Below are 25,165 nucleotides of genomic sequence, written 5' to 3'. Positions count from 1 at the left end.
ATGATGAGGAAAAGAAGATGGAGGCGATTCCATGTATGTGATTGGTATTGATGGCGGGGGAACAAAGACGACAGGTGTTCTAGTAAGTGAAAAAGGTCATGTCGTAGCTGAAAAAACGGTTGGTGCGACAAATCCAAATAGCGTAGGGATGGAACAGGCTAAAGGCGAACTAAAGGAATTGCTATTAGCGTTAAAGGAGCAAAATGAGCAGGCCTATCAACAAGTAAGTAGTTTGTTTGCCGGACTTTCTGGTATGGAGGGAACCAATCGTCAGGAAGTGATCAAAGCGTTTCTTCAGAAGGTTATTCCAAATGTTCAGGTCGAGGTTGATAATGACGCGATTATTGCTCTTTATTCAGGAACGATGGGCTTACCTGGGGTCGTGCAAATTTCGGGAACAGGTTCGATTACATACGGTGTAGATGATAATAATAACCGCTATCGTGTCGGTGGCTGGGGCTATCTAGTCGGGGATGAAGGTAGTGGTTATGCGATTGGGAAAGCGGGCGTTAGTGCTGTGTTTCAAGCTTACGATGGAACAGGGACGGAGACTCTATTAACAAAGCTGATTCTGACTCACTTCCAAATAGATAATCCGACAGCACTCATTCCCTTTATATATGGAGAAAAGGCACGTGAAACGATTGCTTCCTTAAGTCGACACGTGATGGCAGCTGCTGACGAAAAAGATAAAGTCGCACTACATATTTTAAAAGAACAAGCCGAATTACTTGGTCATCAAATCGCTACATTGATAAAAAGAGGAAATGTTCGAATGGATACCAGTTTGCCCATCGTGTTAACTGGCGGTGTCATGAACCGAGCCGATTTACTCCAAACGGGAATCGAAACACAATTGAAAAAACATCAGATCAATTCATTTCATTTTGTCTTACCACAAATTGCCCCAGTAGGTGGTGCTGTGATTGCCGCGTTACGGGTTGAAATTGGTGAGGTAAATGAAGATTTTATTGTGAATTTTATTAAAGGTTAAATGAAGAACTTTTAGTTGTTGGAATGAAGAAAGTAGCTTAAAATTAAATCATAAAAATTCTGATAATATAGAATTTTTTCTAGTTTACAATGTAAGTGCGAATCGGTAGTGAACATAAATTAGTAGGGGGATTCGCACCAGTTTTTTTGAAAATTTGTTCGATTTAATTGTAAATTACAAATGAAAAAGGAATGAATGCGACTAATTATTGCAAAATGATACGTTTCATGTGTTAGTTTGTACTAGTTTTCGCAGTCGCACTCTTTATGGGTGCGTGGATTGAAATTTAAAGGTTTGTCCTATTCTTTGACGAAAAATAAGTCGCACTCTTTATGGGTGCGTGGATTGAAATAGCTGCCAATAACCAAGGTTATGACGGTACACTTGTCGCACTCTTTATGGGTGCGTGGATTGAAATCAGGCATTTGTTATGGTGTTAATTAATGTCCTTAGGTCACACTCTACATGGGGGCATGACTTGAAATGAGTAGGATGGTGATTAAACTCATGCCTCAAATAGATTTGCATTTATAAAAGAATTATAAGTTCATCGAAAAGGGACGCACTCATATAGGTGTGTCCCTTAAATTTATTGAATTGAAATTCTTCGTTTTAGTTCTTTTTTTGAAAATAGTATATGACCATGATAAATCGTGTCAATAAAAAATATTAAGGTCCAAAGCATGACGATGCTATAAATGGTTCCATTTGGATAAGGACTGATTTCGTAAGAACCGCTCTCAAAACAAGATAAATCAAATAAATAGGAAACAGCTTCGTCAAAACTGTTTGTTCCCATTGAAAAAAAGATAACTTGGGTGCAGAAGAAAGCAAGGGCATGAATCATAGATGAAGTACGGTATTTGCGAGCAACATATTTTGGATCTTGCTGTTTCTTGATCGATTTATAATCTTCTTCTATTATAATCTATTTGAGTTTAAAAAAAGTAGTTTTAATCTCTCGGTGTTATGAGTAGAAAAATAATCAGATTATTCAGTTGGGTATAATAGACTAGTTCTATTTATTGGTATATAATAACTATAATATAAGTTAATAACAAAACGATACCCTAGAGAACAGCAAGAAAATCATAATATTGGTTTTTTGCTGTTTTTTGATTTAAGAGAGGAGGATTTGATGGACTTTATCGCACATGTTCGTGAATCTGATGGAAAGATCCAAACTGTTAAAGAACATTTACTCGAAGTAAAACAATTAGCAGAAGGGTATGGCGAGAAAATAGGAGTTAAACATATCGCTGGATTAGCAGGCTTACTGCATGACCTAGGTAAGTATACATGTGAATTCCGAGATTACTTATTGAATGCAATTGAAAATCCAGGTGAACCTTCTAAACGAGGAAGTGTTGATCATTCTACAGCTGGTGGTAAGTTACTTTATGAAATGTATCATTCTAATAAAGCAAAAGAGAAGATGTGGTATTTAATTTTATCAGAGGTCGTTGGAAATAGTATTTTATCTCATCATTCTTATTTGCTAGACTTCCTAACCCCACAGTTAGAATCAAATTATTTATATCGTGTAAAAGAAAAGCCTTTCCCTGAGTTTAGTGAAACAAAGAGACTATTTTTTGAGCATGTAATGAGCGAATCTGAATTTAAAGAGTATGTGGATTGTGCAGCAAAAGAATTAGAAGTTTTTAATCAAAAAAAACCACTTGAACGTGAAAAAAATCTAATGTTTTTAACAAAATTTATCTTTAGTGCATTAATTGATGGGGACAGGACGAATACACGTCTGTTTGAAGAGAATGCTTCGTATGAATTAGAGGTTGATACGGAAGAGCTTTTTCAAAAGTTTTATCATAGGTTATTGAAGAAGATTGATTCATTCAAAAGAGAACAAGGTGAATCAACTCCCATTAATAAGTTGAGAAGTGAGATGTCTGAACAATGTGCAAAATTTGCTGAACGTCCCTCAGGTATTTATACTCTGTCGATTCCAACGGGTGGAGGGAAAACATTAGCAAGTTTAAGGTTTGGCTTGCGGCATGCTTTATTACAAAAGAAAAAACGGATTATTTATATTGTTCCGTTTACAACAATTATTGAACAAAATGCGAAAGAAGTTAGAGAAATTTTACAGGATGATGTGAACATATTAGAACATCACTCAAATATTATTAACGATTCAATAGATGGTGTTGATGATGAAGCAGAAGATGGAAGGGTCTCAACTAAGCAAAAACTAAAGTTAGCAAAGGACAATTGGGATTCTCCTATTATTTTTACAACAATGGTTCAATTTTTAAACGTGTTTTATGCGAAGGGGAGTCGTAATTGTAGAAGGCTACATAATCTTAGTGAGTCAGTGATCATTTTTGATGAAGTTCAAAAAGTTCCTACCTCGTGTGTTTCTGTTTTTAATGATGCCCTTAATTTTTTGAAGGATTATGCTCGTTCGACGATGGTTCTTTGTACAGCGACTCAACCTGCTCTAAATTTCGTTGAGCAGAAGTTGGAGATAACACATGATGGTGAAATGATCGCACAAGTTGATAAGGTAATTGATGCTTTCAAACGAGTGGAAATGATTGATCTGGCTTCAGAAAGTACTTTTACAAATGAGAAGCTTGTATCGTTTATTGAAGAACAGATGAAAGAAAAAGAGAGTATCTTGGTTATTTTAAATACAAAATCAGTAGTCCGAGATTTATATGAGAAGTTAAAAGAGCTCGGTGGGGATGTTTCTCTTTACCATTTAAGCACTTCCATGTGTGCGGCTCATCGTAATAAAAAGTTGGATGAGATGAGGGGGAAATTAAAAAATCGAGAAAAAGTATTATGTGTAAGTACACAACTGATTGAAGCAGGAGTAGATATTAGCTTTCAATCAGTTGTACGTTCTTTAGCTGGTTTAGATTCGGTTGCCCAAGCAGCAGGTAGGTGTAATCGTCACGGTGAAATGGACGGGCTTCAATCCGTTTATATGATTGAGCATGAAGGAGAAAACTTGGACAAATTACCAGAAATACAAGCAGGGAAAACTGTAACAAAGCAAATTTTAAAAGATCTAAAAAGAGATTCAACCGTGCATGGTGGGCATCTCTTATCTAGGCAAGCGATGGAAAGGTTTTTTCAGGTTTATTACACAGAATTAAAAGTGAGCTTAAATTACCCAATTACTAGCCTTGGGACGGACATGGTTGACTTACTGTATGCACCAAGGAAGAAAAATAAATATTTAGCAGAAGCTCGTTCTTATAACAAGAAATTCGATTTGTTTTTAGCAAACAGTTACCGAGCAGCAGCTGAGAACTTTCAAGTAATAGATAACGTAACAACTTCTGTACTTGTTCCTTATGGTGAAGGAAAAGAGATCATTGCTGAATTAAATAGTTCAAAGTCGATTAAAGAGTATGCTCATTTATTAAGAAAAGCACAATATTATTCGATTAATCTTTATGAACATGAGAAAAGAGAATTAACACAAAATGGTGGGCTTATATCTTATCTAGATGGAGAAATTTTTGTGCTAGTAGAAAATGCATATGATCATGAGTATGGGTTGAATACAAAAAATGAAGCACAAATGAGTGAGATGTTTTTTTGAGGAAAATTATATTTTGTAGTATAAGATTGAATTATCAGATAAAACAAACCTTTGCAGTGTAAGAGGGAATGAACCATTAAAAGTGTTTGTTTTAAAACTACAAAAGGAGGGAAGAAAAATGCGAAATTCAATTGAGTTTGTTCTTTGGGGTGATTATGCTTTATTTACGGATCCGTTAATGAAGCTTGGTGGCGAAAAGATGACCTATCAAGTGCCAACGTATCAAGCCTTAAAAGGAATTGTTGAATCCATTTACTGGAAGCCGACAATTGTGTGGTATATTGATGAACTGCGGATTATGAATCCGATTAAAATGGAATCTAAAGGGATCCGCCCGATTGAATATAGTGGAGGAAACACACTAGCGAATTACACGTATTTACAAAAGCCTAGATATCATGTGAAAGCTTATTTTGATTTTAACTTTCATCGTCCAGATCTCACTTTTGATCGTAATGAAAATAAGCATCATAATATTGCGAAACGTGCTTTAAAGGTTGGAGGTAGAAGAGATATCTTCTTAGGAACAAGAGAATGTCAGGGGTATGTAGAACCGCATCCATTTAATGAAGGTGAAGGGTTTTATGATGATTATGGTGAGATTCACCTTGGCCCGATGGTTCATGGCATCAGCTATCCTGACGAAATAGGAAGAGATGAAATGGAAGTAAGATTATGGAGTCCAGTTATAAAAAATGGTGTGATTAAATTTATTCTTCCTGAGCAATGCCCGCAAGTGCGCTCCTTGGGTCAAATGGAAGCTAAACACTTTGACGAAACGAATGTCCAGTCTGTGGAGGAACTTTCAAAGGTGTTAGAAGGAGAGATGAGTGAATGAGTTTATTTCTAAGTCTCTATCAAACATATCAAAATAATTCAAGTGAAGTCGGTGACCATAAACTAAATCGATTTGCGAAAGAATATACATTAATTCCGGTTAGTCACACTACCCAAACAGCTCATATTGAAGTGCTTGTGACAGAGGAAGGTAAGTTCCATTCGGCCGAAATTATTCCTAAAGGTAATGGAAATACGTTAATTCCTGCAACAAAAGAGTCGGCGAGTCGTGCGGGTTCTGTTATAGCACCTTATCCTCTTCATGACAAATTAAGTTATGTTGCTGGTGATTATGTTAAATATGGAGGAGTGATAAAAAAGGAAGAACCTTATTCAGCTTACATTGTTCAATTAGAAGAGTGGGCCAACTCACCTCATAACTATTGGATGGTCAATAGTATTTTTAACTATTTGAAAAAAGGTAGGTTAATTGAAGATTTAGTCAATGAAAAGAAACTTCATCTTGATAGTGCAGGAAAGCTGATTACTTCATGGGATAAAAAATATGAAGAGCTATTTGACGGAAAACCTGATATTTTTTCTGTTGTTGCTGGAGGACAAGAAGGAGCGTTTATTCGCTTTAGTGTGTATTCTCCAACTAAAGTGCTACCAAAAGTGTGGCAGTCAAAAGAGGTGTTTGATTCATTTACCTCGTTTTACAATCAAAGTTTAGGTGATGAAGATTTATGTTATGTATCAAACGAATGGCTCCCTAAAACGAATCGACATGCCAATAAAATTCGAAACGCTGGTGATAAAGCTAAGTTGATTTCAGATAATGATAAGAATGGATTTACGTATCGTGGAAGATTTAGAGAGAGTGATCAAGTCGCTACTATTAGTTATGAAGTCTCTCAAAAGGCACATAATGCATTAAAGTGGTTAATCAATCGGCAAGCGAAAATTGTTGATGGTCGCGTTTTTTTAGTATGGGGGAATCAAGTTCCTGAAGTTCCTGATCCGACTAGTGATAGTTTTGATATTTATGAAGAGTGGGACGAGTCTCCAGAAGAGCCGATTCAAGTAACTAATACTCATCAGAACTACGCTACTGAAGTAAAGAAAGCATTATCGGGCTATATAAATCGATTAAAAGAACTTGATACTAATGAACAAATCAATATTCTCGTATTAGATTCAGCAACAACAGGTCGTCTTGCGGTTTTGTATTATCGTAATATTCAAAAAGAATTATATGTAAAAGGTCTAATTAATTGGCATTCAAGGTGTAAGTGGCTTCACAGGTATCGAAAGGATAATGAAGGCAAACGAGTCCACTTTATCGGTGCCCCATCGACAAAAGACATTGCCTTTGCTACATATGGACCAAATGCCAATGAAAAGGTTGTAAAAGGATTGATGGAACGGCTTTTACCTTGTATTGTCGACGAACAACCGATTCCGTCTGATATTGTTCGAAGTGCCATTCAAAGAGCTTCAAATCCAGTTGCGTTAGAAAATTGGGAATGGGAGAAAACATTAAGTATTGCATGTGCACTTATAAATAGTAAGGAGGACTATGATATGGCCGTAGATAATAATAATGACGATCGCAATTATCTTTTTGGTAGATTGCTAGCAGTTGCCGATGTATTAGAAAGAAACGTCTTAGACAGCAATGGTGAGAAAAGGGCAACAAATGCCACACGTTATATGAACTCATTTGCGAATCGCCCAGAAAGAACTTGGAAAACGATACAAGCAGCTTTACAGCCCTATTTGGCGAAATTAGGAAAAGGGGCGACAAGATATACGAGAATTATTGATGAAATCTCATCAAAATTTAAGGTGGATGATTTTAACAACCGTCCATTAACAGGTAAATTTTTATTAGGTTTGTCAAGTCAACGTCACGACATGTACCAGAAAAAAGAAAAAGTGGAGCAAAATGAAGGGAGAAATGAGTAATGAGTACATTAAATCACAAAATTGATTTCGCCGTCGTCTTTACTGTAACGAAAGCAAATCCAAATGGGGACCCGTTAAATGGAAATCGTCCGAGACAAAATTACGAAGGAAAAGGAGAGGTATCCGATGTTGCCTTGAAACGAAAAATCCGTAATCGTTTGATGCAAATGGAAGAGTCTGTCTTTGTTCAGTCTAATGATAATAAAGTAGATTCTTATGGTAGTTTAAAAGAAAGAGCAGAGGCGATTCCAGATTTACAAAAAATAATGAAAGATAAAAATGGCTCTAGTGATGCTTTTGCCTTATTAGCTTGTAACGAATGGATTGATGTACGGAGTTTTGGACAAGTGTTTGCCTTTAAAGGGTCTGGTGGGAAAGGGGTTTCTGTTGGTGTACGTGGACCAGTTTCTATTCATACAGCAACAAGCGTTGACCAAATTGATATTACAAACATGCAAATTACCAAAAGTGTTAATTCAGAACCAGGAACAGCTAAGGGCTCCGACACAATGGGAATGAAGCACCGTGTCGATTTTGGAGTTTATGTGTTCAAAGGAAGTATTAATACTCAGCTAGCTGAAAAGACAGGTTTTTCTAATGATGATGCTAAGAAATTTAAAGAAGCTTTAATTACTTTGTTTGAAAATGATGCTTCATCTGCACGACCAGATGGAAGTATGGAAGTAAACAAGGTTTTATGGTGGGAGCATAGTTCTAAGTTAGGGCAATATTCTTCAGCTAAAGTACACCGTACATTAAAAATTGAAAAAAATATAGAAGAACCGAGGGAATTTGAAGATTATACGATTCAAATTGATGAGCTAGATGGTCTTGTACCTGAGGTAATTGATGGCCTTTAATGAAGAAGATAACTATTTAATGTTATCGGGTATTCAACATTTCCAGTTCTGTAAGCGTCAATGGGCGTTAATTCATATTGAACAGCAGTGGGAGGAAAATGTTAAAACCGTTGAAGGGCAGCATTTGCATAAAAGAGCAGATGACCATACAATTCGTGAAAAACGTGGCGACAAATTAGTTGTACGAGCTATGCCGATACAATCGAGAGAATTAAAAATAACGGGTGTTTGTGATGTAGTTGAATTTAGAAGCGATGCAAAAGGTATAGAAATAAACGGGGTAAGTGGTACCTACTTACCCTATCCCGTTGAATATAAGCGTGGGAAGAAAAAACAAGGTGAAGAAGATTTATTGCAGCTAGTCGCACAAGCGATTTGTCTTGAGGAGATGTTATTGTGTGAGGTGGAGTATGGCTTTTTATTTTATAATGAAACAAAACAACGGATTAAAGTATCTATTACGGAAGAATTAAAAGACAAAGTAAGGCAAACTACACACGAAATGTATCAATATTACAAACGGCGTCACACGCCAAAAGTGAAAACCGGAAATTTTTGCAAAAGCTGCTCCTTGCAACATATCTGTCTGCCAAAATTGATGAATAAACAATCAGTAAAAAGCTATATTGAAGGGAAAATAAAAGGATGAGAAAGCTCTTAAATACGCTTTTTATTAACCAAACAGATGTGTATCTATCATTAGATGGTGACAACGTCGTTCTTTTAAAAGATGAGAATAAATTGGGCAGAGTGCCACTTCATAATTTGGAATCCATCGTCACTTTTGGGTATACAGGTGCAAGTCCTGCGTTAATGGGATATTGTGCTGACAGGAATATCTCGATTACTTTCTTAACCATGAATGGGCGCTTTTTGGCAAGAGTGATAGGTCAGAGCCGTGGAAATGTGACGTTAAGGAAAAAACAGTATAGGATCTCCGATCATGAAACAGCATCTGCCCAAATCTCAAGGAATTTTATTATCGGGAAAATTTTTAATAATAAATGGATGATAGAAAGAATGACAAGGGACTATCCGCTTCGTCTGGATATACAGAAGTTTAAAGAAGTTTCCAGGCAGTTATCAACGATCATAGAAGAGGTAAGAATCTGTGAAGATTTGGAGCGTTTAAGAGGGTTAGAAGGGCAAGCTGCGATTAGTTATAATCGACTGCTTAATCAAATGATTTTACAGCAGAAAGAAGACTTTTCTTTTAAAGGCCGCTCCCGCAGACCGCCGCTTGATAATGTGAATGCTTTATTATCATTTGCTTATACAATGTTAGCAAATGATACAGCTGCTGCATTGGAGGGAGTTGGCTTAGATGCGTATGTCGGCTTTTTACACCGAGATAGACCAGGAAGAGCTTCATTAGCTTTAGACGTAATGGAAGAGCTACGTGGGGTTTATGCGGATAAATTTGTATTGTCACTTATTAATAAAAAAATTGTGAATAAAGATGATTTTTCGAAAAAAGAAAATGGAGCGGTGATTATGACAGATGAGGCAAGAAAAAAATTTTTGACGGCCTGGCAAAATAAAAAACAAGAAAAAATCACGCATCCATTTTTAGGAGAAAAAATCACTTGGGGACTAGTACCACATGCCCAAGCTCTATTATTAGCACGATACCTTAGAGAAGACTTAGATGAATATCCACCATTTTTATGGAAGTAGGGGATAATCTATGTTGATTTTAATTACTTATGATGTGAGTACGATGACAAGCACTGGACAAAAGCGTTTACGAAAAGTCGCAAAAGTTTGTCAAAACTATGGGCAGAGAGTACAAAATTCAGTATTTGAATGCATTATTGATTCAACACAATATACAACCTTAAAGCATGAGTTGACCTCTATCATAAATCCTACTGAAGACAGTCTCCGTTTTTATAGGCTTGGAGATAATTATAAAAACAAAGTGGAGCACATTGGTGTAAAAGAATCTATTGATGTTGAGGCACCCTTGATTTTTTAACGAATTTAATGAGGAAAAATGGAAGTGCGAATGGGAGGCGATCATCATTTCCTAGGGAGATTCGCACCTGAAAAATACGTGGGATTTTGTTGCAATTTGTCGGATTTTTTATAATGCTTTAATTTATGAATAGTTATTTGTGGAAATGATTTGTAATTAGAGGTGATTTTCTTTAATTTGAGTCATTTTCGCTGTCGCACCTCGTGTAGGTGCGTGGATTGAAATTTTCGATTGTTCTATTTTTTTTTACCTTGTAAAGGTCGCACCTCGTGTAGGTGCGTGGATTGAAATAACTTGTCCTTCCACAATCGAATCATCCGACCGATGTCGCACCTCGTGTAGGTGCGTGGATTGAAATATATACCATACTATCTTAATAAAGAAATAATCAAGTCGCACCTCGTGTAGGTGCGTGGATTGAAATCTTTTAAGAGTAACGCATCTACAGTCATGCGTTATGTCGCACCTCGTGTAGGTGCGTGGATTGAAATAGTCGGAATTAGCCATATTGAAGACTTGACGATGTCGCACCTCGTGTAGGTGCGTGGATTGAAATACCTTGACTATGATCTATTGTAAATCCCATATTGTCGCACCTCGTGTAGGTGCGTGGATTGAAATGTCCAAAAAGCTAAATGATTGCACAGAGCTAAATCGTCGCACCTCGTGTAGGTGCGTGGATTGAAATAACTGTTTCTGCAATATGGACAAATATAAGAAATGGTCGCACCTCGTGTAGGTGCGTGGATTGAAATATGACGAGGAATTACTACCAAAGAAAATCCTAGCGTCGCACCTCGTGTAGGTGCGTGGATTGAAATTGCAAAGAATTTAAAAGTGTATAAATCCCACTTGTCGCACCTCGTGTAGGTGCGTGGATTGAAATATGTTTTCGCCCGAAGAATATGATTTTGAGATCAGTCGCACCTCGTGTAGGTGCGTGGATTGAAATCGTCAGCCGCAAAAAACTCCACAAAAATACGTGCGTCGCACCTCGTGTAGGTGCGTGGATTGAAATAAGAGGTAGAAGATGGGAAAAGGAAGTTGGTTGAGGTCGCACCTCGTGTAGGTGCGTGGATTGAAATGTGCAAGCCATTGGATGAAGTTGATTTTGGAGAAGTCGCACCTCGTGTAGGTGCGTGGATTGAAATAAAAGGTAGTAGTTCAGTACCTATATTTACACGTGTCGCACCTCGTGTAGGTGCGTGGATTGAAATAAAATGCTAAACCTCCTAGTTTGTGGTACAATACCGTCGCACCTCGTGTAGGTGCGTGGATTGAAATCTCTAAATACATTAGCTCATCTAATTCGCAACCGGTCGCACCTCGTGTAGGTGCGTGGATTGAAATTAAGTCTTGCACTTTTGATACAAGCTCATCTATATCAAGTCGCACCTCGTGTAGGTGCGTGGATTGAAATCTTGGTTTAGGAGAAAGTCTTAATTTCACATGGGGTCGCACCTCGTGTAGGTGCGTGGATTGAAATCGAGATGAAAGTGGGGTAAATCCATATACTATTGTCGCACCTCGTGTAGGTGCGTGGATTGAAATTTCCCCTCCTAATCGTTATATTTGCTAATCGTTGTCGCACCTCGTGTAGGTGCGTGGATTGAAATAATAATTAAAGGAAGCATAGTTATGACCGTATCGTCGCACCTCGTGTAGGTGCGTGGATTGAAATCTTTCCCGTGGATTTGTTGACTTAGAACGACAAGGTCGCACCTCGTGTAGGTGCGTGGATTGAAATAGCATTAATTTTTTCATCGTCTACATAAATGTTAGTCGCACCTCGTGTAGGTGCGTGGATTGAAATTTCCCCTCCTAATCGTTATATTTGCTAATCGTTGTCGCACCTCGTGTAGGTGCGTGGATTGAAATGACCCAGATGCAGACTACCATGTGACCTACATCGTCGCACCTCATGTAGGTGCGTGGATTGAAATAATAATTAAAGGAAGCATAGTTATGACCGTATCGTCGCACCTCGTGTAGGTGCGTGGATTGAAATCTTTCCCGTGGATTTGTTGACTTAGAACGACAAGGTCGCACCTCGTGTAGGTGCGTGGATTGAAATAGCATTAATTTTTTCATCGTCTACATAAATGTTAGTCGCACCTCGTGTAGGTGCGTGGATTGAAATTTCCCCTCCTAATCGTTATATTTGCTAATCGTTGTCGCACCTCGTGTAGGTGCGTGGATTGAAATGACCCAGATGCAGACTACCATGTGACCTACATCGTCGCACCTCATGTAGGTGCGTGGATTGAAATAATAATTAAAGGAAGCATAGTTATGACCGTATCGTCGCACCTCGTGTAGGTGCGTGGATTGAAATCTTTCCCGTGGATTTGTTGACTTAGAACGACAAGGTCGCACCTCGTGTAGGTGCGTGGATTGAAATAGCATTAATTTTTTCATCGTCTACATAAATGTTAGTCGCACCTCGTGTAGGTGCGTGGATTGAAATATCGCGCTGCATGACATTATCTTGATTAAATTGAGTCGCACCTCGTGTAGGTGCGTGGATTGAAATTTTGATCATATTTCGTACCTCATAACATCCGCTGTCGCACCTCGTGTAGGTGCGTGGATTGAAATCAATGAGTTTGTATTTATATGTCTATGGTGTTGAGTCGCACCTCGTGTAGGTGCGTGGATTGAAATTTATGCTCTGTCCCAGAAAAACAAATACGGTGAATGTCGCACCTCGTGTAGGTGCGTGGATTGAAATTTTTCCACCTTTAGCAATCATTCGCCAGTGTATTGCTGGAAAATGACATAAAAGTAGATCTTAATGTTTCTTATTTTACGATTGAAAAGCAGCAGCAAAAGACAGCTAATTGTCTGTATAAATGTTGATAATAGTAGTAACTAACTAGAAGAAACGAAACAAATAGATATTGACAAATTTATAAATAAAATCGACACACTCTCACCCCTCGTTACACACTACCAACAAGTAAAAAAACTGAAAAAATGTTGCTACTTTACAAAAAGAACAGTTCACCATAAAATTCCAAGGATACGAAACAGCTAATTAAAACATGCAACAAACATTCCATCAAGAAATAGATATCCTACATAAAGAAGGCCAGCAACACAATCATTAACCCTTTCAACTTCAAGAGTACTTCAATACGTTAAAGTGACGAAATGCACGAGTGCTGATATGGTATTGAAAGCATCAAATAGTCCACATCTTCTAGTCACCTATTGTTGATCAGAATAGCTTATACTGGAGGTTATACTATGAATGATGCGGACAAAGGGATAAAGGGAAAGAAGAAAGTGCTTTGGGTATAGAAAGAACATTTGTATAACTGTCAAAGTGGCGTAGAGAAGGTTTCTATTAGGAACTTGTGGGGTGAATACTGAGTGTAGCCTCGAGACTCTCAGCTTGGGGTCGTTCATATTTACTTCCTGAATGTTAAATAATCTTAGCAGGTGGGAGCCCTAGAATAATAAATTAAAGCAGATAAGAGAGTAAAAACTTTCTATCTGCTTTAAATTAGTACATAACCGATAACATAACTACAAACCCTATTCTACTCCTTTTTTAGTTCTTCGCAATTTAAATTGAAAGATATCATTTCTAAAATAATCGCTACTATACATGACAGGTTCATTTAGTTCATTATAATGAATCTGTTCCATTAAAAGAACCGTTGTTTCTGGATAAACAAGCAATTGCTGACAGAGCTTATCTGTATGCAGGGGAACGATTAATTCACTGTCACTAGTTAATAATTTTATATTACATTCCTTCTCGAGAAATTCAGTTAGTGAACCATATAATTCTTTCTTCTCAAACGCATCACCGATTAGCGATCTTGCCATGACATTTTGTGATAAAACAACTGGTTCATTATTTGCCATGCGAATTCTTTGATGGAAAGAAACCGGTGTGCCAACTTGAATCGATAATTTCTCCGCCCAGTCAGCTGTACATTCAACCGTTTTGGAGAAATCTTTTCTTTCTCCTTCCTCAAGTCCGGCTTGTTTAATTAAATCGGATATTTTCGTTAGCGTTTCTAAACTACTAGGGATTGTTGGTAACATTTTTGTGATAAATGTACCTACTCCACGCTTTACAACAACTACACCGCGCTGCTCCAGGAGACGGATAGCAGAACGAAAGGTTTCTCGACTTACATTGAAGTGTTCAGCCATCTTAATTTCTGATGGCAGTCTTTCCCCTGGTCGGTAAATCCCGTTTTGAATATCTTCCATTATTTTATCGCTAATTAATTGATAAGTAGATTTTGTTTTCAATCTATCACCTCTATACATCTCTTTTCCATTATATAAAAATTTATCATACTTATAAATTGTTTTTTATTAATAAAACAGTTATTTACGTTACTTTATATTTAGATTAACAATCTCTTAATATTATGATGTTACTGTAGATGTATAGACAACTTGGAGGTGAAAGTATATCAGTAGATTGAATAATTGCTTTTCTGATTTATGCATTGTAACAGATTTAGACGGAACATTGCTCGATGATGACCAACAGATTTCAAATAGAAGTCGGCAAACGATTGCTGCATTTCAAAAGGAAGGAGGAATTTTTACGTTCGCAACTGGTCGGGTACAAACATCAATTGTTTCCTTTGTTGAACAGTTGAACATTCAATATCCGATCATTACACATAATGGTGCACAAATTTTTTGCCCGAAAACGAAACGTGTTATTTATCGTCAAACATTACCGCTAAATGATTCGCTCAAAGAAATGTTGGCAAAATTAGAAAACGTAGAAATCATGTATTTTATCGACGAAGATATCTATACAAATGAAAAAGGACCACTAATTTCATTATTTGAGAAAAAAGAAAAATTGACAGTGTTAGAAGTACTACCACTTCAGATAGAGAGTGTGTCTAAAATTATCATTGCTCATAAAAATCAAACGTTTTTAACGGCGCTTGAAGAACAAATTAAGATTAAACACTTTTGTCTTAGTACTACATTTTCTGAGCCTGAATATTTGGAATTACTTCCGAATAATACATCGAAGGGAATTGCATTAAAACACTTCAATAAGCATTACAACCATGACAATAGAAAATTAATAACGTTTGGTAACAACATTAATGATATTTCTTTAATCAAAGCTGCAGACGTTGGAATTGCTGTGTACAATGCTCAACTGGAATTGAAACATGTTGCTACGAAAGTATTACATAAGACAAATCAGGAAGAGGCAGTTGCAGATTATATTGAAAAATTACAAATGAAAAAGGAGATGGCATAATGAAAAAACTATTATCGATGAGTTTCTTCTTCTTACTCGTCCTGGTTGGATGTGGAAGTGCGGATGAAGAGGTTGATAATGTCGGAGAAACAACGAGCAGTAAAAGTACGGAGATAAGTTTTGACTCCTATGTAACTACAGATGAGTTATATGAATTAGCTAAGGAAGAAGGAGAAGTTGTCCTATATAGTGCGACATCAGCAGGTGAACGAGTAGGAAGCGCTTTTGAAGAAGCATACCCAGGTGTGAAAGCTCTTGTAACGAAAGTTAGTGACCCAGAAATTTATGAAAAGGTTAAACGTGAACATGAGTCAGGTTTGAACAATGCAGATATCATTTTAGGTAAAGGAACAAATGGATCATGGTCCAATGATTTGCTCGAAAATGGCTATATTGCAGAATATAAACCAGAGGAAATTATGAAACATATAGACGAACCGTACAAGTCTTATAAAGGTTTACCATTAATTTCAGAAGTGATTACCATCGTCTATAATACAGAACATTATGAAGAGCCTCCTATCGACAATTGGTGGGATTTAACAACAGATGAATGGACAAGTAAAATTCTTTTGAAAGACCCGCTCTCTGCACCGGATATTCAAGGTTTGTTTATGACTATGGTGAAACATTCGGATGATATGGAAAAAGCGTATGAGGAAAAATTTGAAGAACCTTTAGAATTAAATGATACAGAAAATGCAGGCTATGAATTTATTAAACGTTTATTAGACAATGATGCTGTTCTGATGAGCTCGATGGGTGATACGGTTGACGCTGTAGCCGAATCAAGAGCTGATCATTCTGTTGTAGCAATTGCATCTACTGTGAAATTACGTGATGTCGTGCAAAAAGATGCAGCAATTGGTGTTAATACAGAACTTCAACCAAAAATATCTGTTCCAGGAACATCCAAAATCTTTGTAACAAGTAATGTAGAGAATATAGCTGCGACCAAGCTATTTATTCGTTTCATGACTGGCGGTGAGGACGGTACTGCAGAAGGGTTTGATCCATTCAACAACCCAGGAACATTTGCTGTAAGGAATGATATTGAGCAAGATAATATTATCCCTTCTTTAGCAGAGCTTAACTTATGGGAAGAAGACGAGCAATATTTCTACGAACATCAGGACGAAATGCGTAACTTTTTACTCAAAATCCAGTAATTGGAGAGATATAAATGAATATTGGAATGTCTATTCAGCAACAAGCATTACAAAGTAATTTATCAGATGAACAGAAACGGGTTTATATAGCTGGTTTTCCTAGTCTTGAGATGTATATTGATTATTTACAATCACTTGGTGTTACAAGTATTGAAGTACGAATATACGATCAAGCAGCTTGTTATGATGATTTTCAAGAGGTACTTTCCATAATCCAAAATAAAGGATTGAACATCACGGTTCATGGGGAGTTATTGAAGACGGTAGTCGGTAGTCAAGTACGCACTGACTACCCCTCGCTTCTTCCTTTACTTGCAAACTTAAACAAGCCGATTATGATGCCGATTCATGCGAGTCAAGGCTATGAAGAAGGGGTCGATTATGCAGCGAGAACAACACAAATCTTACAAGCATGGGCTAATGAATTAAATGCAAATACAAAGCAAATTCAGTTTGCTGTTGAGAATAATAGGGTGAAAAAAGTAAACGATCCAGGAAATACGATAAGAGGTATATTGGAGATAGTTGAAACACTGGATCGCGAAGATGTTGGAATATGCTTTGATATGGGGCATTATTATTCAAATATTCAACATGGTAAGGAAGATGCTCCATTTGTTTTGGAAGAGGATCCCTTGTTGAACGTATTTTGCAAACGTGTTGTTCACACACATATTCACGGAATTAATTCTGAGGGGACTACACATTTCCCGATTTGGAAAGATAGTGATCTGCTCCTTCATTCCTTTGTACAGCTGTTAGAACAGAATAATTACAAAGGTATATATAATTTAGAGTTGTCACTGGAACGTTGGTCAAAAGCGGATGATCCTAAACAATATATTGCCGAATCGATTGAATATTTACAACAAACGATAGCTCTTTGTAGGAAAGGAATAAGATAAACGATGCAGAAATATGTAACACTTATCCGCAACAAAATACATAATCCCATCGTTATATTGACGATAGCCATATTAGCCTTTCTTATTTATACAATCATTTTTCCCCTTGTAGAAATCCTTGTGACGACCTTTATGAATGTCGGTAATGATGAAGGCTTTTCATTACAAGCATGGAAATCTGTATTTGCTAGCGATATCAGTCAAGCATTAATCTATAGTCCAATAGTTCAAACGTTTCAAATTGGTATTTTTGTATCAATTATTTCCCTAGGCATAGGATCTCTTTTAGCATGGGTCGTTATACGAACGGATTTGAAATATAAAAAACTGGTTAGCTTTTTGCTCATTTTGCCATACATGTTACCTTCTTGGTTTAATGCGTTTATCTGGTTAATTGTGTTTAAAAATGACCGTATTGGTGGACAAACTGGGCTAATACAAGCCAACTTCAATGTAAGTCCTCCAGACTGGCTTTCCTATGGTGCAGTTCCGATTATTTTATCACTCTCAGCACATTATTATCTTTTCGCTTTTCTACTAGTTGGCGCTGCACTAAGCTCCATTAACTCAGATGTGGAAGAATCGGCAACAATACTTGGGGCTAAAACGTGGAAAGTGCTCAGAAAAGTAACTTTTCCCCTTGTAATACCAGCGATTGTCTCTGCTTTTATTTTGATATTTTCAAAGTCAATTGGTTCTTTCGGTGTACCTGCTTTGCTAGGGCTGCCCGTTCGATACTATACATTATCGACAATGATTTATAGCAATATCTCAACAGGTCAACAAGTAACGGGTTACATTCTGAGTCTTGTACTTATCGTTAGTGCAATTATCGTTATTTGGATGAATCAAAAAGTAATCAGCCGTCGCAATTACACGACGATTGGTGGGAAAGGTTCGAAACAAAAACTGATTAGTCTCGGGATATGGCGCGTACCAACGAATATTGCTATTTGGCTTTTTATTTTTTGTTTAAGTATTTTGCCAGTACTTTTATTAGGGATACAAACTCTTTTACTCAAAGATGGCGTTTATAGTCTGGATAATTTAACACTACATTATTGGGTTGGGGAATCTAATTCAGCGATAGCAAACGGAATGCAAGGTGTATTTCAAAATGATCGGATTTTCAGTGCCTTCAAAAATACAATTGTGATTTCCTTTTTTGCCGCATTAATAGCAGCAATGATCGGATTAGTTATTGGTTATTTGATTACGAGAAACAAACAAAAATGGCCATTTCGTTTAATGGATCAGCTTTCATTTTTACCAATTTTAATTCCTAGTATTGCATTTTCTGCTATTTATTTATCTATGTTCGCGAAGCCAGGTCTTTTCTTACCGTCTCTTTATGGTACAATCGCTATCCTGATTTTGATTACAGTTGTCAGTGAATTGCCACTTACGACAAGGACGGGAACGAGTTCGATGATTCAAATTAGCAATGAACTGGAAGAAGCGGGTAGTGTCCTTGGTGCATCATGGCGTACACGATTTAGGCGAATCATTATGCCATTAAGTAGAAAAGGGCTGCTAAGTGGATTTATTCTCGTGTTTATTAGTGCGATGAAAGAACTTGATTTGCTAATCATGCTTGTAACGCCAAGAACGATGACATTAACAACCTATACATTCGACCTACAAGAACAAGGGTATGCACAAACAGCGAATGCGGTAGTTTTTATTATCGTCATCTCTATCATCCTTGTATACGCACTAGTCTCAATATTTGGAAAAATTGATATAACGAAAGGAATAGGTAAATAGATGGGAACGATAGAAGTAAGTAATCTTCATAAACATTTTGAGGAATTCCATGCTTTAAAAGGAATTGATTTAACCATTGCAAACGGTGAATTTATGACATTATTAGGTCCTTCTGGTTGTGGAAAAACGACATTCCTTCGTATTTTAGCAGGATTAGAGGAAGCAAGTGATGGAAAAATAAAAATTGATGGAAAAGAAGTTGTATGTGTTTCGAAACACGTATCTCTTCCTGCAGCGGAGCGCAATTTAAACCTTGTATTTCAAAGTTATGCCCTATGGCCGCACTTAACAGTATTTCAAAATGTTGCTTTTGGACTTGAAATTAAAAAGATGCCAAAAGAGACGATTAAACAAAAAGTAGCTGAGACATTGGAACGGTTGCAAATTGCACATCTTAGTGGTCACTCCCCAAGTGAATTATCTGGCGGTCAGCAGCAACGAGTTGCAATTGCTCGAGCGATTGTTACAGAGCCGAAAATATTGCTTTTAGACGAACCATTATCTAATCTGGATGCAAAATTACGAGTTGAAATGCGCAGTGAGTTAAAAAGGCTGCATCATGAGCTGAAAACGACCATCGTTTATGTTACACATGATCAAGTAGAGGCTTTAACACTTTCAACTAGAATTGCAGTCTTTTTTGATGGGGAATTAGTACAAGTAGACACACCTCAACAATTATATAATCATCCAAAAGACTTACGTGTAGCACAGTTTATTGGAAATCCGACTGTAAACTGTGTAGAAGCAACGGTAAATGACGCTCAAATGGAAATGATCAGTCCACTTAGTACTTATAGATACGATACAAAAATCGGTTTAAAAGTAGTGACGTTAGCAACCAATCCAGAAAATATTCACATTGTTAATAAATTTGTACATGGTGCGATCGAATCAGAAGTATATTCTGTATTACCAGCTGGATCTGAAACCTATATTCAAGTACAGGTACCACAGACAGATACGATACTATCGATTAAAGAGATTGGGGAAGCGTTGTATGAAATTGGTAGTACGGTATGGATTAAAACTAATTTGGAAAAGGTACATGTCTTTGATCCAGAATCAAATAAAAAAATCCTGGTAAAACTTGATCTAGGAGTGCCGGTTACTTCTTGAAGAACTTACGCCACTTAGCAGAGAAACGAGCATCAATCAAAAAACCCTTGATAATGCCTATTGGCACCATCAAGGGTTTATAAAGTTTCCAGCATCAGACTTAAATGGAACCGTGCGTACGATCGTGTGTGGGGATGTTAATCGCCTTCTTCTATCTTGATTATTTAATTCTACTCAAGATTAGCGTGTTTCCCATACATTTTATTAGAATCTAAGTTTTTCTTCTCCATAAAGCGCAAGATTAAGGCGTCATAAAATAACAACATCGTTTGCTCAAATAGGGATCCCATTGGTTGAATGGTCTTATAGTCACTTTCCGATTGATCTTTTGTGGCTCCTGGTAACTTAACAACAATATCAGCTAACTTGGCAATAGTTGATTCAGGAGAGATGGTTATAGCTGCGACTGTACCTCCTAAGCTTTTAGCTTTTTCAGCAATGGCAACTAGGGTTTTCGTTTCTCCTGATCCTGAACCAATGATTAATAAATCGTCCTTTTCTAAATTAGCGGTTACGGTTTCCCCAACTACATAGGCATCAATCCCCATGTGCATCATTCGCATCACAAAAGATTTACCCATCAATCCAGATCTGCCTGCACCAGCGACAAAGATTTTCTTGGATTTTAAAATCTGATTTATTAACTTCTCTGCTTCTGAATCATGAATTAAGTGAACCGTTTGATTTAATTCGTGCACGACTTCGGCTAAATATTGTGTAGTCTGCATAGTTGAATTACCCTAGTTTAATTAATTTTTGCATTTCGTGTGCTGTAGCTTTTTTATCTTCTTTACTTGTGATTCCCCCACCTACGATAACTAGATCTGGGTGATGTTTAATTACTTCAGGAAGTGTTTCTAATTTGATACCACCTGCAATCGCTGTTTTTGCATTTTTAACAACGCTTTTGATCGTTGAAAGGTCTTCGAAAGAATTCTTTCCAACAGCTTGAAGATCGTATCCTGTGTGAACACAAATATAATCAACACCAAGTTCATCTAGTTCTTTTGCACGGGCTGCAATATCCTTCACGGCGATCATATCAGCAAGGATTTGTTTTCCTTGTTTTTTAGCTTCTTCTACTGCACCTTTAATTGACTCATCTTCTGCCGTTCCAAGAATTGTAATGATGTCAGCACCTGCAGCAGATGCTTGGCTTACTTCATATCCAGCCGCATCCATAATTTTTAAGTCCGCTAATACAGTTAAGTTAGGAAATGCAGCTTTTACTTCTTTCACGGCTCTAAGACCTTCATTGATCACTACAGGTGTACCAATTTCTACAACATCAATATGTTCTTGTACCTCTTTCACTAATTCAATTGCTCCCTGAATATCGACAAGATCTAAAGCTAATTGTAATTTCATTTATATTCGCTCCTTATAATTTTATATTGTGCTATGAGTCTGTTATTAGGCTGGGTGTAAATGTTTCCTTTTGAAAGGCTATTTACTGACTAGCACGTTTCTTAGTATACTGAGTATGTTATTGAATTAAAAGTACGCACTTTTACCTCATATAGTGATAAAAAGTATACTGTAGGATAAAATAAAAAGGAGGTGAATTAAATGCCAAACTTAGGCTCAAAAACATTTAACTGTGAAAAAGAATTGACACTCTCAGTAATTGGTGGGAAATGGAAAATGCTAATTTTATGGCATCTAGGTAAAGAAGGAACTAAACGATTTGGTGAATTAAAATCACTTATGCCGGGTATTACTCAAAGAATGCTTGTTAATCAATTGCGCGAACTTGAAGATCATTTAATCGTACATCGAGAAGTTTATCCTGTAGTTCCACCAAAAGTTGAATATTCATTGACTGAGTATGGAGAAAGTCTTATCCCGATTTTAGATGCTATGTATGAATGGGGTAAAGATTACATTGGAAATGTATTGGAGAAGGAAACGGAAGACAAATCAGCTACTTAGTAGAAATAAGGTTTCTTTATCGTTTAAGACAATCATAACTTACGACAGTTAGCCATTATTAACCGTACCCTATTAAAAGCCTTGAACAGTGATGTTTACATCCTCGCTGTCCAAGGCTTTTTGACTATTAAATTTATAGTATTAATTTTTACACTATGTGATTTTAGAATAACTATATGCAAAAAAAGTGCGTACTTTTAAGTATGAAACATACGTTATATACTGTTTGGGCAAAGCAATATGTTTCTAAGATAACAAGCTGCTTGTACGAAAGGAGAGATTTTGATAGGAAGGATAAATGGTGAAAGGTGTTTAGCAATCATTAAAGATAATAAAGAGTGTCCAAAAATGTGTGTTCATGCATAAATTTTTGTCATTATATATTAGAATTTGTCAAGAAAGTGAGGCGTTCTAGATGGATTCTATGACGTTTGTATTATTTGGGGCAACAGGGGATTTAGCAAAAAGAAAAATCTATCCTGCTTTGTTTAATTTATACCTGAATCAAAAATTACCGAAGTCTTTTTCAGTTATTGGTGTAGGAAGAGACGACAGTTCTGATGGTGAATTTCAGTCAAGGGTCATCGATTCCTTGCATACATTTTCCAGACATTTGCTGAGTGATAAATCTAAAAAAGAAGAATTCGTTAAGCCATTTCGTTATTACCACTTAGATGTAACGGATACTAAAGGCTATAACAAGCTGCTAGAACTCGTTCAACAAAATGAAAAAAAACAGAATATGGAAGAGAATCGAATGTTTTATTTATCAATGGCACCTGAATTTTTTGACGTCATCGCCATGAATATTAAGGATAGTGGATTGGGCTCAACAAATGGATGGAAACGACTGATTATCGAAAAACCCTTTGGACATGATCTGAAATCTGCCCAAGAATTAAACGAAAAGCTAAGCAAAGCTTTTGAAGAAGACGAAATTTATCGTATCGATCATTATTTAGGAAAACCAATGGTTCAGAATCTTGAAGCCCTGACCTTTGTTAACCCTGTATTGCAGTCATTATGGAACAATCGATATATTGCCAATGTTCAAATTACGGCGAGTGAAATGGTTGGGGTCGAAGGACGAGCTGGTTATTATGACAATGCAGGAGCCATTCGTGATATGGTCCAAAATCACATGCTGCAGTTATTAATGATGACAGCCATGCATTTGCCTAAACGGATATCCACAAATGATATTCGTAACGAAAAAAGAAAAGTGATGGAATCGTTACGTCCATTACAGAGGGATACTATTGGTGTTCATGTTGTTCGTGGCCAATATGAGCAAGGAGAAATAAACGGAGAACCTGTAAGGGCATATCGGGAAGAGCCTGGAGTGGAGGCTTCTTCACAAAATGATACATTTGTTGCAGCTCGTCTATGGATTGATAATTCCTTTTGGGATGGGGTTCCATTTTATATTCGCACGGGAAAAAGAATGGCAGAAAAAGCAACAAAGATTGTCATTGAATTTAAAAACCAGTTAAAGGATTTTGCTCATTCGGAAATGGATCAGGTTGAACCTAATCTAATAACAATAAATATTAATCCAAATGAAGGTGTATCGTTACAGTTAAATAGCAAAAATCCAATAAACGGAAAAATGGAACCGATCACAGTAGATTTTTCTGCGAGTAAACAAGACGTACCCGAAGCGTATGAGCTATTGTTATTTGATGCTCTTGTTGGGGGTTCAACATTTTTTGCTCATTGGAATGAAGTAGAACTATCTTGGAATTGGGTAGAGCCTATTTTAGCGGCATTTAAAGAAAATAGAGCTCCCCTTCATTCTTATTCATCTGGATCAATGGGACCAGAGGCTGCTCATCAATTATTAGAAAAAGATGGATATAAGTGGTGGTAAAGTTTCGAAAGATGTCATGCAAACAAGAAAAGAATTTTAAGAAAGATAAAGTTTTAGGAGGATTATTATGAAGGTTGGATTAATTGGTTTAGGAAAAATGGGATTAAATTTAGGGAAAAATTTAATTGATCATAAACATGAGGTAGTCGCATTTGATTTAAATGTAAATGCGGTGGAAGAAATGAAAGAATACGGAGCCAAAGGAGTATCAAATCTAAAAGACCTTATTCAAGCATTAGAAAAACCACGAGTTCTTTGGGTGATGGTTCCACATTCTGTTGTTGATTCCGTGATTCGTGAGATGACCCCTTTTCTAAGTGAGGGAGACATCGTGATTGAAGCTGGTAATTCTCACTATAAGGAATCCATTCGTCGATACAACGAACTAAAGGAAGTAGGTATAAGTTTTATGGATGCTGGTACGTCTGGTGGGATGGAAGGTGCTCGAAATGGAGCTTGTTATATGGTTGGAGGAGATCGTGAAGCTTGGAACATAGTCGAGCCGATTTTTAGTGATACAGCTGTAGAAAAGGGATTTATATATGCCGGGAAATCAGGTAGTGGCCACTTCTTGAAAATGGTCCACAATGGAATTGAATACGGAATGATGGCTGCTATTGGGGAAGGCTTCGAAGTATTAGAAAAAAGTGATTTTGATTTTGACTATGAGAAGGTAGCCAGCGTTTGGAATCACGGTTCCGTTATTCGTTCTTGGCTGATGGAGTTAACAGAAAGTGCTTTTTCTAAAGATTCTAAATTAGATGAGATCAAAGGGATTATGCACTCATCTGGGGAAGGGAAATGGACGATTGAAACGGCTTTGGATTTACAAGCGGCTACACCGGTAATCGCCATGTCATTATTAATGCGCTATCGTTCCTTAGACAATGATACGTTTACAGGTAAAGTAGTGGCTGCTTTGCGAAATGAATTTGGTGGACATGCTGTGGAAAAAAATTAATTTGGATAGATCCAAAAATAGCTATAAGGAG

General features: G+C 36.9%; 19 protein-coding genes and 1 CRISPR repeat array. Of the genes, 16 read left to right on the top strand and 3 right to left on the bottom strand.

What is annotated here, in order from left to right; translation table 11 throughout:
- Positions 1–31 precede the first annotated feature (31 nt).
- The 8 genes from AA0017_RS14255 (at position 32) to cas2 (ending at position 10,151) form a co-directional block, all read left to right on the top strand.
- Complete coding sequence (locus AA0017_RS14255; RefSeq protein WP_413375406.1) at positions 32–994, top strand: N-acetylglucosamine kinase; 963 nt, start codon at positions 32–34, stop codon at positions 992–994.
- Positions 995–2,132: 1,138 nt separating this feature from the next.
- Complete coding sequence (cas3, locus tag AA0017_RS14250) at positions 2,133–4,568, top strand: CRISPR-associated helicase Cas3' (RefSeq protein ID WP_413375404.1); 2,436 nt, start codon at positions 2,133–2,135, stop codon at positions 4,566–4,568.
- Between the two features lie 118 nt (positions 4,569–4,686).
- Positions 4,687–5,406, top strand: coding sequence for a type I-C CRISPR-associated protein Cas5c (gene cas5c / locus AA0017_RS14245; protein ID WP_413375402.1), 720 nt, complete (start codon positions 4,687–4,689; stop codon positions 5,404–5,406).
- A complete protein-coding gene (gene cas8c / locus AA0017_RS14240) occupies positions 5,403–7,313 on the top strand; it encodes a type I-C CRISPR-associated protein Cas8c/Csd1 (protein ID WP_413375400.1) in 1,911 nt (636 codons plus the stop codon). The genes cas5c and cas8c overlap by 4 nt, the downstream gene beginning before the upstream one ends.
- On the top strand, positions 7,313–8,173 hold the full coding sequence (cas7c, locus tag AA0017_RS14235) for a type I-C CRISPR-associated protein Cas7/Csd2 (protein ID WP_413375398.1): 861 nt from the start codon (positions 7,313–7,315) through the stop codon (positions 8,171–8,173). Before cas8c ends, cas7c begins: the two co-directional genes overlap by 1 nt.
- Positions 8,163–8,822, top strand: coding sequence for a CRISPR-associated protein Cas4 (gene cas4 / locus AA0017_RS14230; RefSeq protein ID WP_413375396.1), 660 nt, complete (start codon positions 8,163–8,165; stop codon positions 8,820–8,822). The genes cas7c and cas4 overlap by 11 nt, the downstream gene beginning before the upstream one ends.
- Entirely contained in the window at positions 8,819–9,850 is a 1,032-nt protein-coding gene (cas1c, locus tag AA0017_RS14225; RefSeq protein WP_413375394.1) for a type I-C CRISPR-associated endonuclease Cas1c, read from the top strand. Before cas4 ends, cas1c begins: the two co-directional genes overlap by 4 nt.
- Positions 9,851–9,860: 10 nt before the next feature.
- Positions 9,861–10,151, top strand: a complete 291-nt coding sequence (gene cas2, locus AA0017_RS14220; RefSeq protein ID WP_413375392.1) for a CRISPR-associated endonuclease Cas2 — start codon at positions 9,861–9,863, stop codon at positions 10,149–10,151.
- 193 nt (positions 10,152–10,344) lie between these two features.
- Positions 10,345–12,882: direct repeats of the CRISPR family, unit length 32 nt; unit sequence GTCGCACCTCGTGTAGGTGCGTGGATTGAAAT.
- Positions 12,883–13,691: 809 nt separating this feature from the next.
- Here cas2 and AA0017_RS14215 read toward each other — a convergent pair.
- Positions 13,692–14,423 carry a GntR family transcriptional regulator gene (locus AA0017_RS14215; RefSeq protein WP_413375390.1) on the bottom strand — a complete coding sequence of 244 codons (732 nt, stop codon included), beginning with the start codon at positions 14,421–14,423 and terminating at the stop codon, positions 13,692–13,694.
- A gap of 175 nt (positions 14,424–14,598) precedes the next feature.
- Here AA0017_RS14215 and AA0017_RS14210 point away from each other — a divergent pair, with 175 nt between their 5' ends.
- Genes AA0017_RS14210 through AA0017_RS14190 form a run of 5 tightly spaced genes read left to right on the top strand, consistent with a single transcriptional unit; the run spans position 14,599 to position 20,371 of the window.
- On the top strand, positions 14,599–15,411 hold the full coding sequence (locus AA0017_RS14210; protein WP_413375388.1) for a Cof-type HAD-IIB family hydrolase: 813 nt from the start codon (positions 14,599–14,601) through the stop codon (positions 15,409–15,411).
- Positions 15,411–16,580 carry an extracellular solute-binding protein gene (locus tag AA0017_RS14205; protein ID WP_413375386.1) on the top strand — a complete coding sequence of 390 codons (1,170 nt, stop codon included), beginning with the start codon at positions 15,411–15,413 and terminating at the stop codon, positions 16,578–16,580. The genes AA0017_RS14210 and AA0017_RS14205 overlap by 1 nt, the downstream gene beginning before the upstream one ends.
- Before the next feature lie 14 nt (positions 16,581–16,594).
- The gene (locus AA0017_RS14200; protein ID WP_413375384.1) at positions 16,595–17,485 is read left to right on the top strand and encodes a sugar phosphate isomerase/epimerase family protein; all 891 of its coding nucleotides are present in this window, start codon (positions 16,595–16,597) and stop codon (positions 17,483–17,485) included.
- A 3-nt stretch (positions 17,486–17,488) separates the two neighbouring features.
- Positions 17,489–19,252, top strand: a complete 1,764-nt coding sequence (locus AA0017_RS14195) for an ABC transporter permease (RefSeq protein WP_413375382.1) — start codon at positions 17,489–17,491, stop codon at positions 19,250–19,252.
- Complete coding sequence (locus tag AA0017_RS14190) at positions 19,253–20,371, top strand: ABC transporter ATP-binding protein (RefSeq protein WP_413375380.1); 1,119 nt, start codon at positions 19,253–19,255, stop codon at positions 20,369–20,371.
- Positions 20,372–20,541: 170 nt separating this feature from the next.
- On the opposite strand, the gene hxlB is transcribed toward AA0017_RS14190, so the two are convergent.
- Both hxlB and hxlA read right to left on the bottom strand, forming a co-directional pair.
- Positions 20,542–21,099, bottom strand: a complete 558-nt coding sequence (gene hxlB / locus AA0017_RS14185) for a 6-phospho-3-hexuloisomerase (protein WP_413375378.1) — start codon at positions 21,097–21,099, stop codon at positions 20,542–20,544.
- 7 nt (positions 21,100–21,106) lie between these two features.
- Positions 21,107–21,739 carry a 3-hexulose-6-phosphate synthase gene (hxlA, locus tag AA0017_RS14180; RefSeq protein WP_413375376.1) on the bottom strand — a complete coding sequence of 211 codons (633 nt, stop codon included), beginning with the start codon at positions 21,737–21,739 and terminating at the stop codon, positions 21,107–21,109.
- Positions 21,740–21,940: 201 nt separating this feature from the next.
- Here hxlA and AA0017_RS14175 point away from each other — a divergent pair, with 201 nt between their 5' ends.
- The 3 genes from AA0017_RS14175 to gnd all read left to right on the top strand — a co-directional run bounded on the left by AA0017_RS14175 (position 21,941) and on the right by gnd (position 25,134).
- Complete coding sequence (locus tag AA0017_RS14175; RefSeq protein ID WP_003323364.1) at positions 21,941–22,303, top strand: winged helix-turn-helix transcriptional regulator; 363 nt, start codon at positions 21,941–21,943, stop codon at positions 22,301–22,303.
- 415 nt (positions 22,304–22,718) lie between these two features.
- Entirely contained in the window at positions 22,719–24,173 is a 1,455-nt protein-coding gene (zwf, locus tag AA0017_RS14170) for a glucose-6-phosphate dehydrogenase (RefSeq protein WP_413375374.1), read from the top strand.
- A gap of 67 nt (positions 24,174–24,240) precedes the next feature.
- Entirely contained in the window at positions 24,241–25,134 is an 894-nt protein-coding gene (gnd, locus tag AA0017_RS14165; RefSeq protein ID WP_413375372.1) for a phosphogluconate dehydrogenase (NAD(+)-dependent, decarboxylating), read from the top strand.
- Positions 25,135–25,165: the final 31 nt, after the last annotated feature.

It is taken from the genome of Alkalihalobacillus phoenicis (assembly GCF_047302405.1).
In the GTDB taxonomy this organism is placed as follows: Bacteria; Bacillota; Bacilli; order Bacillales; family Bacillaceae_D; genus Alkalihalobacillus.
This window is presented reverse-complemented; position numbering and strand designations above follow the sequence as displayed.

What these genes read in the sequence shown, in the direction of transcription:
- AA0017_RS14255 (WP_413375406.1), top strand. Translation starts at nt 32, where the DNA reads ATGTATGTGATTGGTATTGATGGCGGGGGAACAAAGACGACAGGTGTT.
- cas3 (WP_413375404.1), top strand. Translation starts at nt 2,133, where the DNA reads ATGGACTTTATCGCACATGTTCGTGAATCTGATGGAAAGATCCAAACT.
- cas5c (WP_413375402.1), top strand. Translation starts at nt 4,687, where the DNA reads ATGCGAAATTCAATTGAGTTTGTTCTTTGGGGTGATTATGCTTTATTT.
- cas8c (WP_413375400.1), top strand. Translation starts at nt 5,403, where the DNA reads ATGAGTTTATTTCTAAGTCTCTATCAAACATATCAAAATAATTCAAGT.
- cas7c (WP_413375398.1), top strand. Translation starts at nt 7,313, where the DNA reads ATGAGTACATTAAATCACAAAATTGATTTCGCCGTCGTCTTTACTGTA.
- cas4 (WP_413375396.1), top strand. Translation starts at nt 8,163, where the DNA reads ATGGCCTTTAATGAAGAAGATAACTATTTAATGTTATCGGGTATTCAA.
- cas1c (WP_413375394.1), top strand. Translation starts at nt 8,819, where the DNA reads ATGAGAAAGCTCTTAAATACGCTTTTTATTAACCAAACAGATGTGTAT.
- cas2 (WP_413375392.1), top strand. Translation starts at nt 9,861, where the DNA reads ATGTTGATTTTAATTACTTATGATGTGAGTACGATGACAAGCACTGGA.
- AA0017_RS14205 (WP_413375386.1), top strand. Translation starts at nt 15,411, where the DNA reads ATGAAAAAACTATTATCGATGAGTTTCTTCTTCTTACTCGTCCTGGTT.
- AA0017_RS14200 (WP_413375384.1), top strand. Translation starts at nt 16,595, where the DNA reads ATGAATATTGGAATGTCTATTCAGCAACAAGCATTACAAAGTAATTTA.
- AA0017_RS14195 (WP_413375382.1), top strand. Translation starts at nt 17,489, where the DNA reads ATGCAGAAATATGTAACACTTATCCGCAACAAAATACATAATCCCATC.
- AA0017_RS14190 (WP_413375380.1), top strand. Translation starts at nt 19,253, where the DNA reads ATGGGAACGATAGAAGTAAGTAATCTTCATAAACATTTTGAGGAATTC.
- hxlB (WP_413375378.1), bottom strand. Translation starts at nt 21,099, where the DNA reads ATGCAGACTACACAATATTTAGCCGAAGTCGTGCACGAATTAAATCAA.
- hxlA (WP_413375376.1), bottom strand. Translation starts at nt 21,739, where the DNA reads ATGAAATTACAATTAGCTTTAGATCTTGTCGATATTCAGGGAGCAATT.
- AA0017_RS14175 (WP_003323364.1), top strand. Translation starts at nt 21,941, where the DNA reads ATGCCAAACTTAGGCTCAAAAACATTTAACTGTGAAAAAGAATTGACA.
- zwf (WP_413375374.1), top strand. Translation starts at nt 22,719, where the DNA reads ATGGATTCTATGACGTTTGTATTATTTGGGGCAACAGGGGATTTAGCA.
- gnd (WP_413375372.1), top strand. Translation starts at nt 24,241, where the DNA reads ATGAAGGTTGGATTAATTGGTTTAGGAAAAATGGGATTAAATTTAGGG.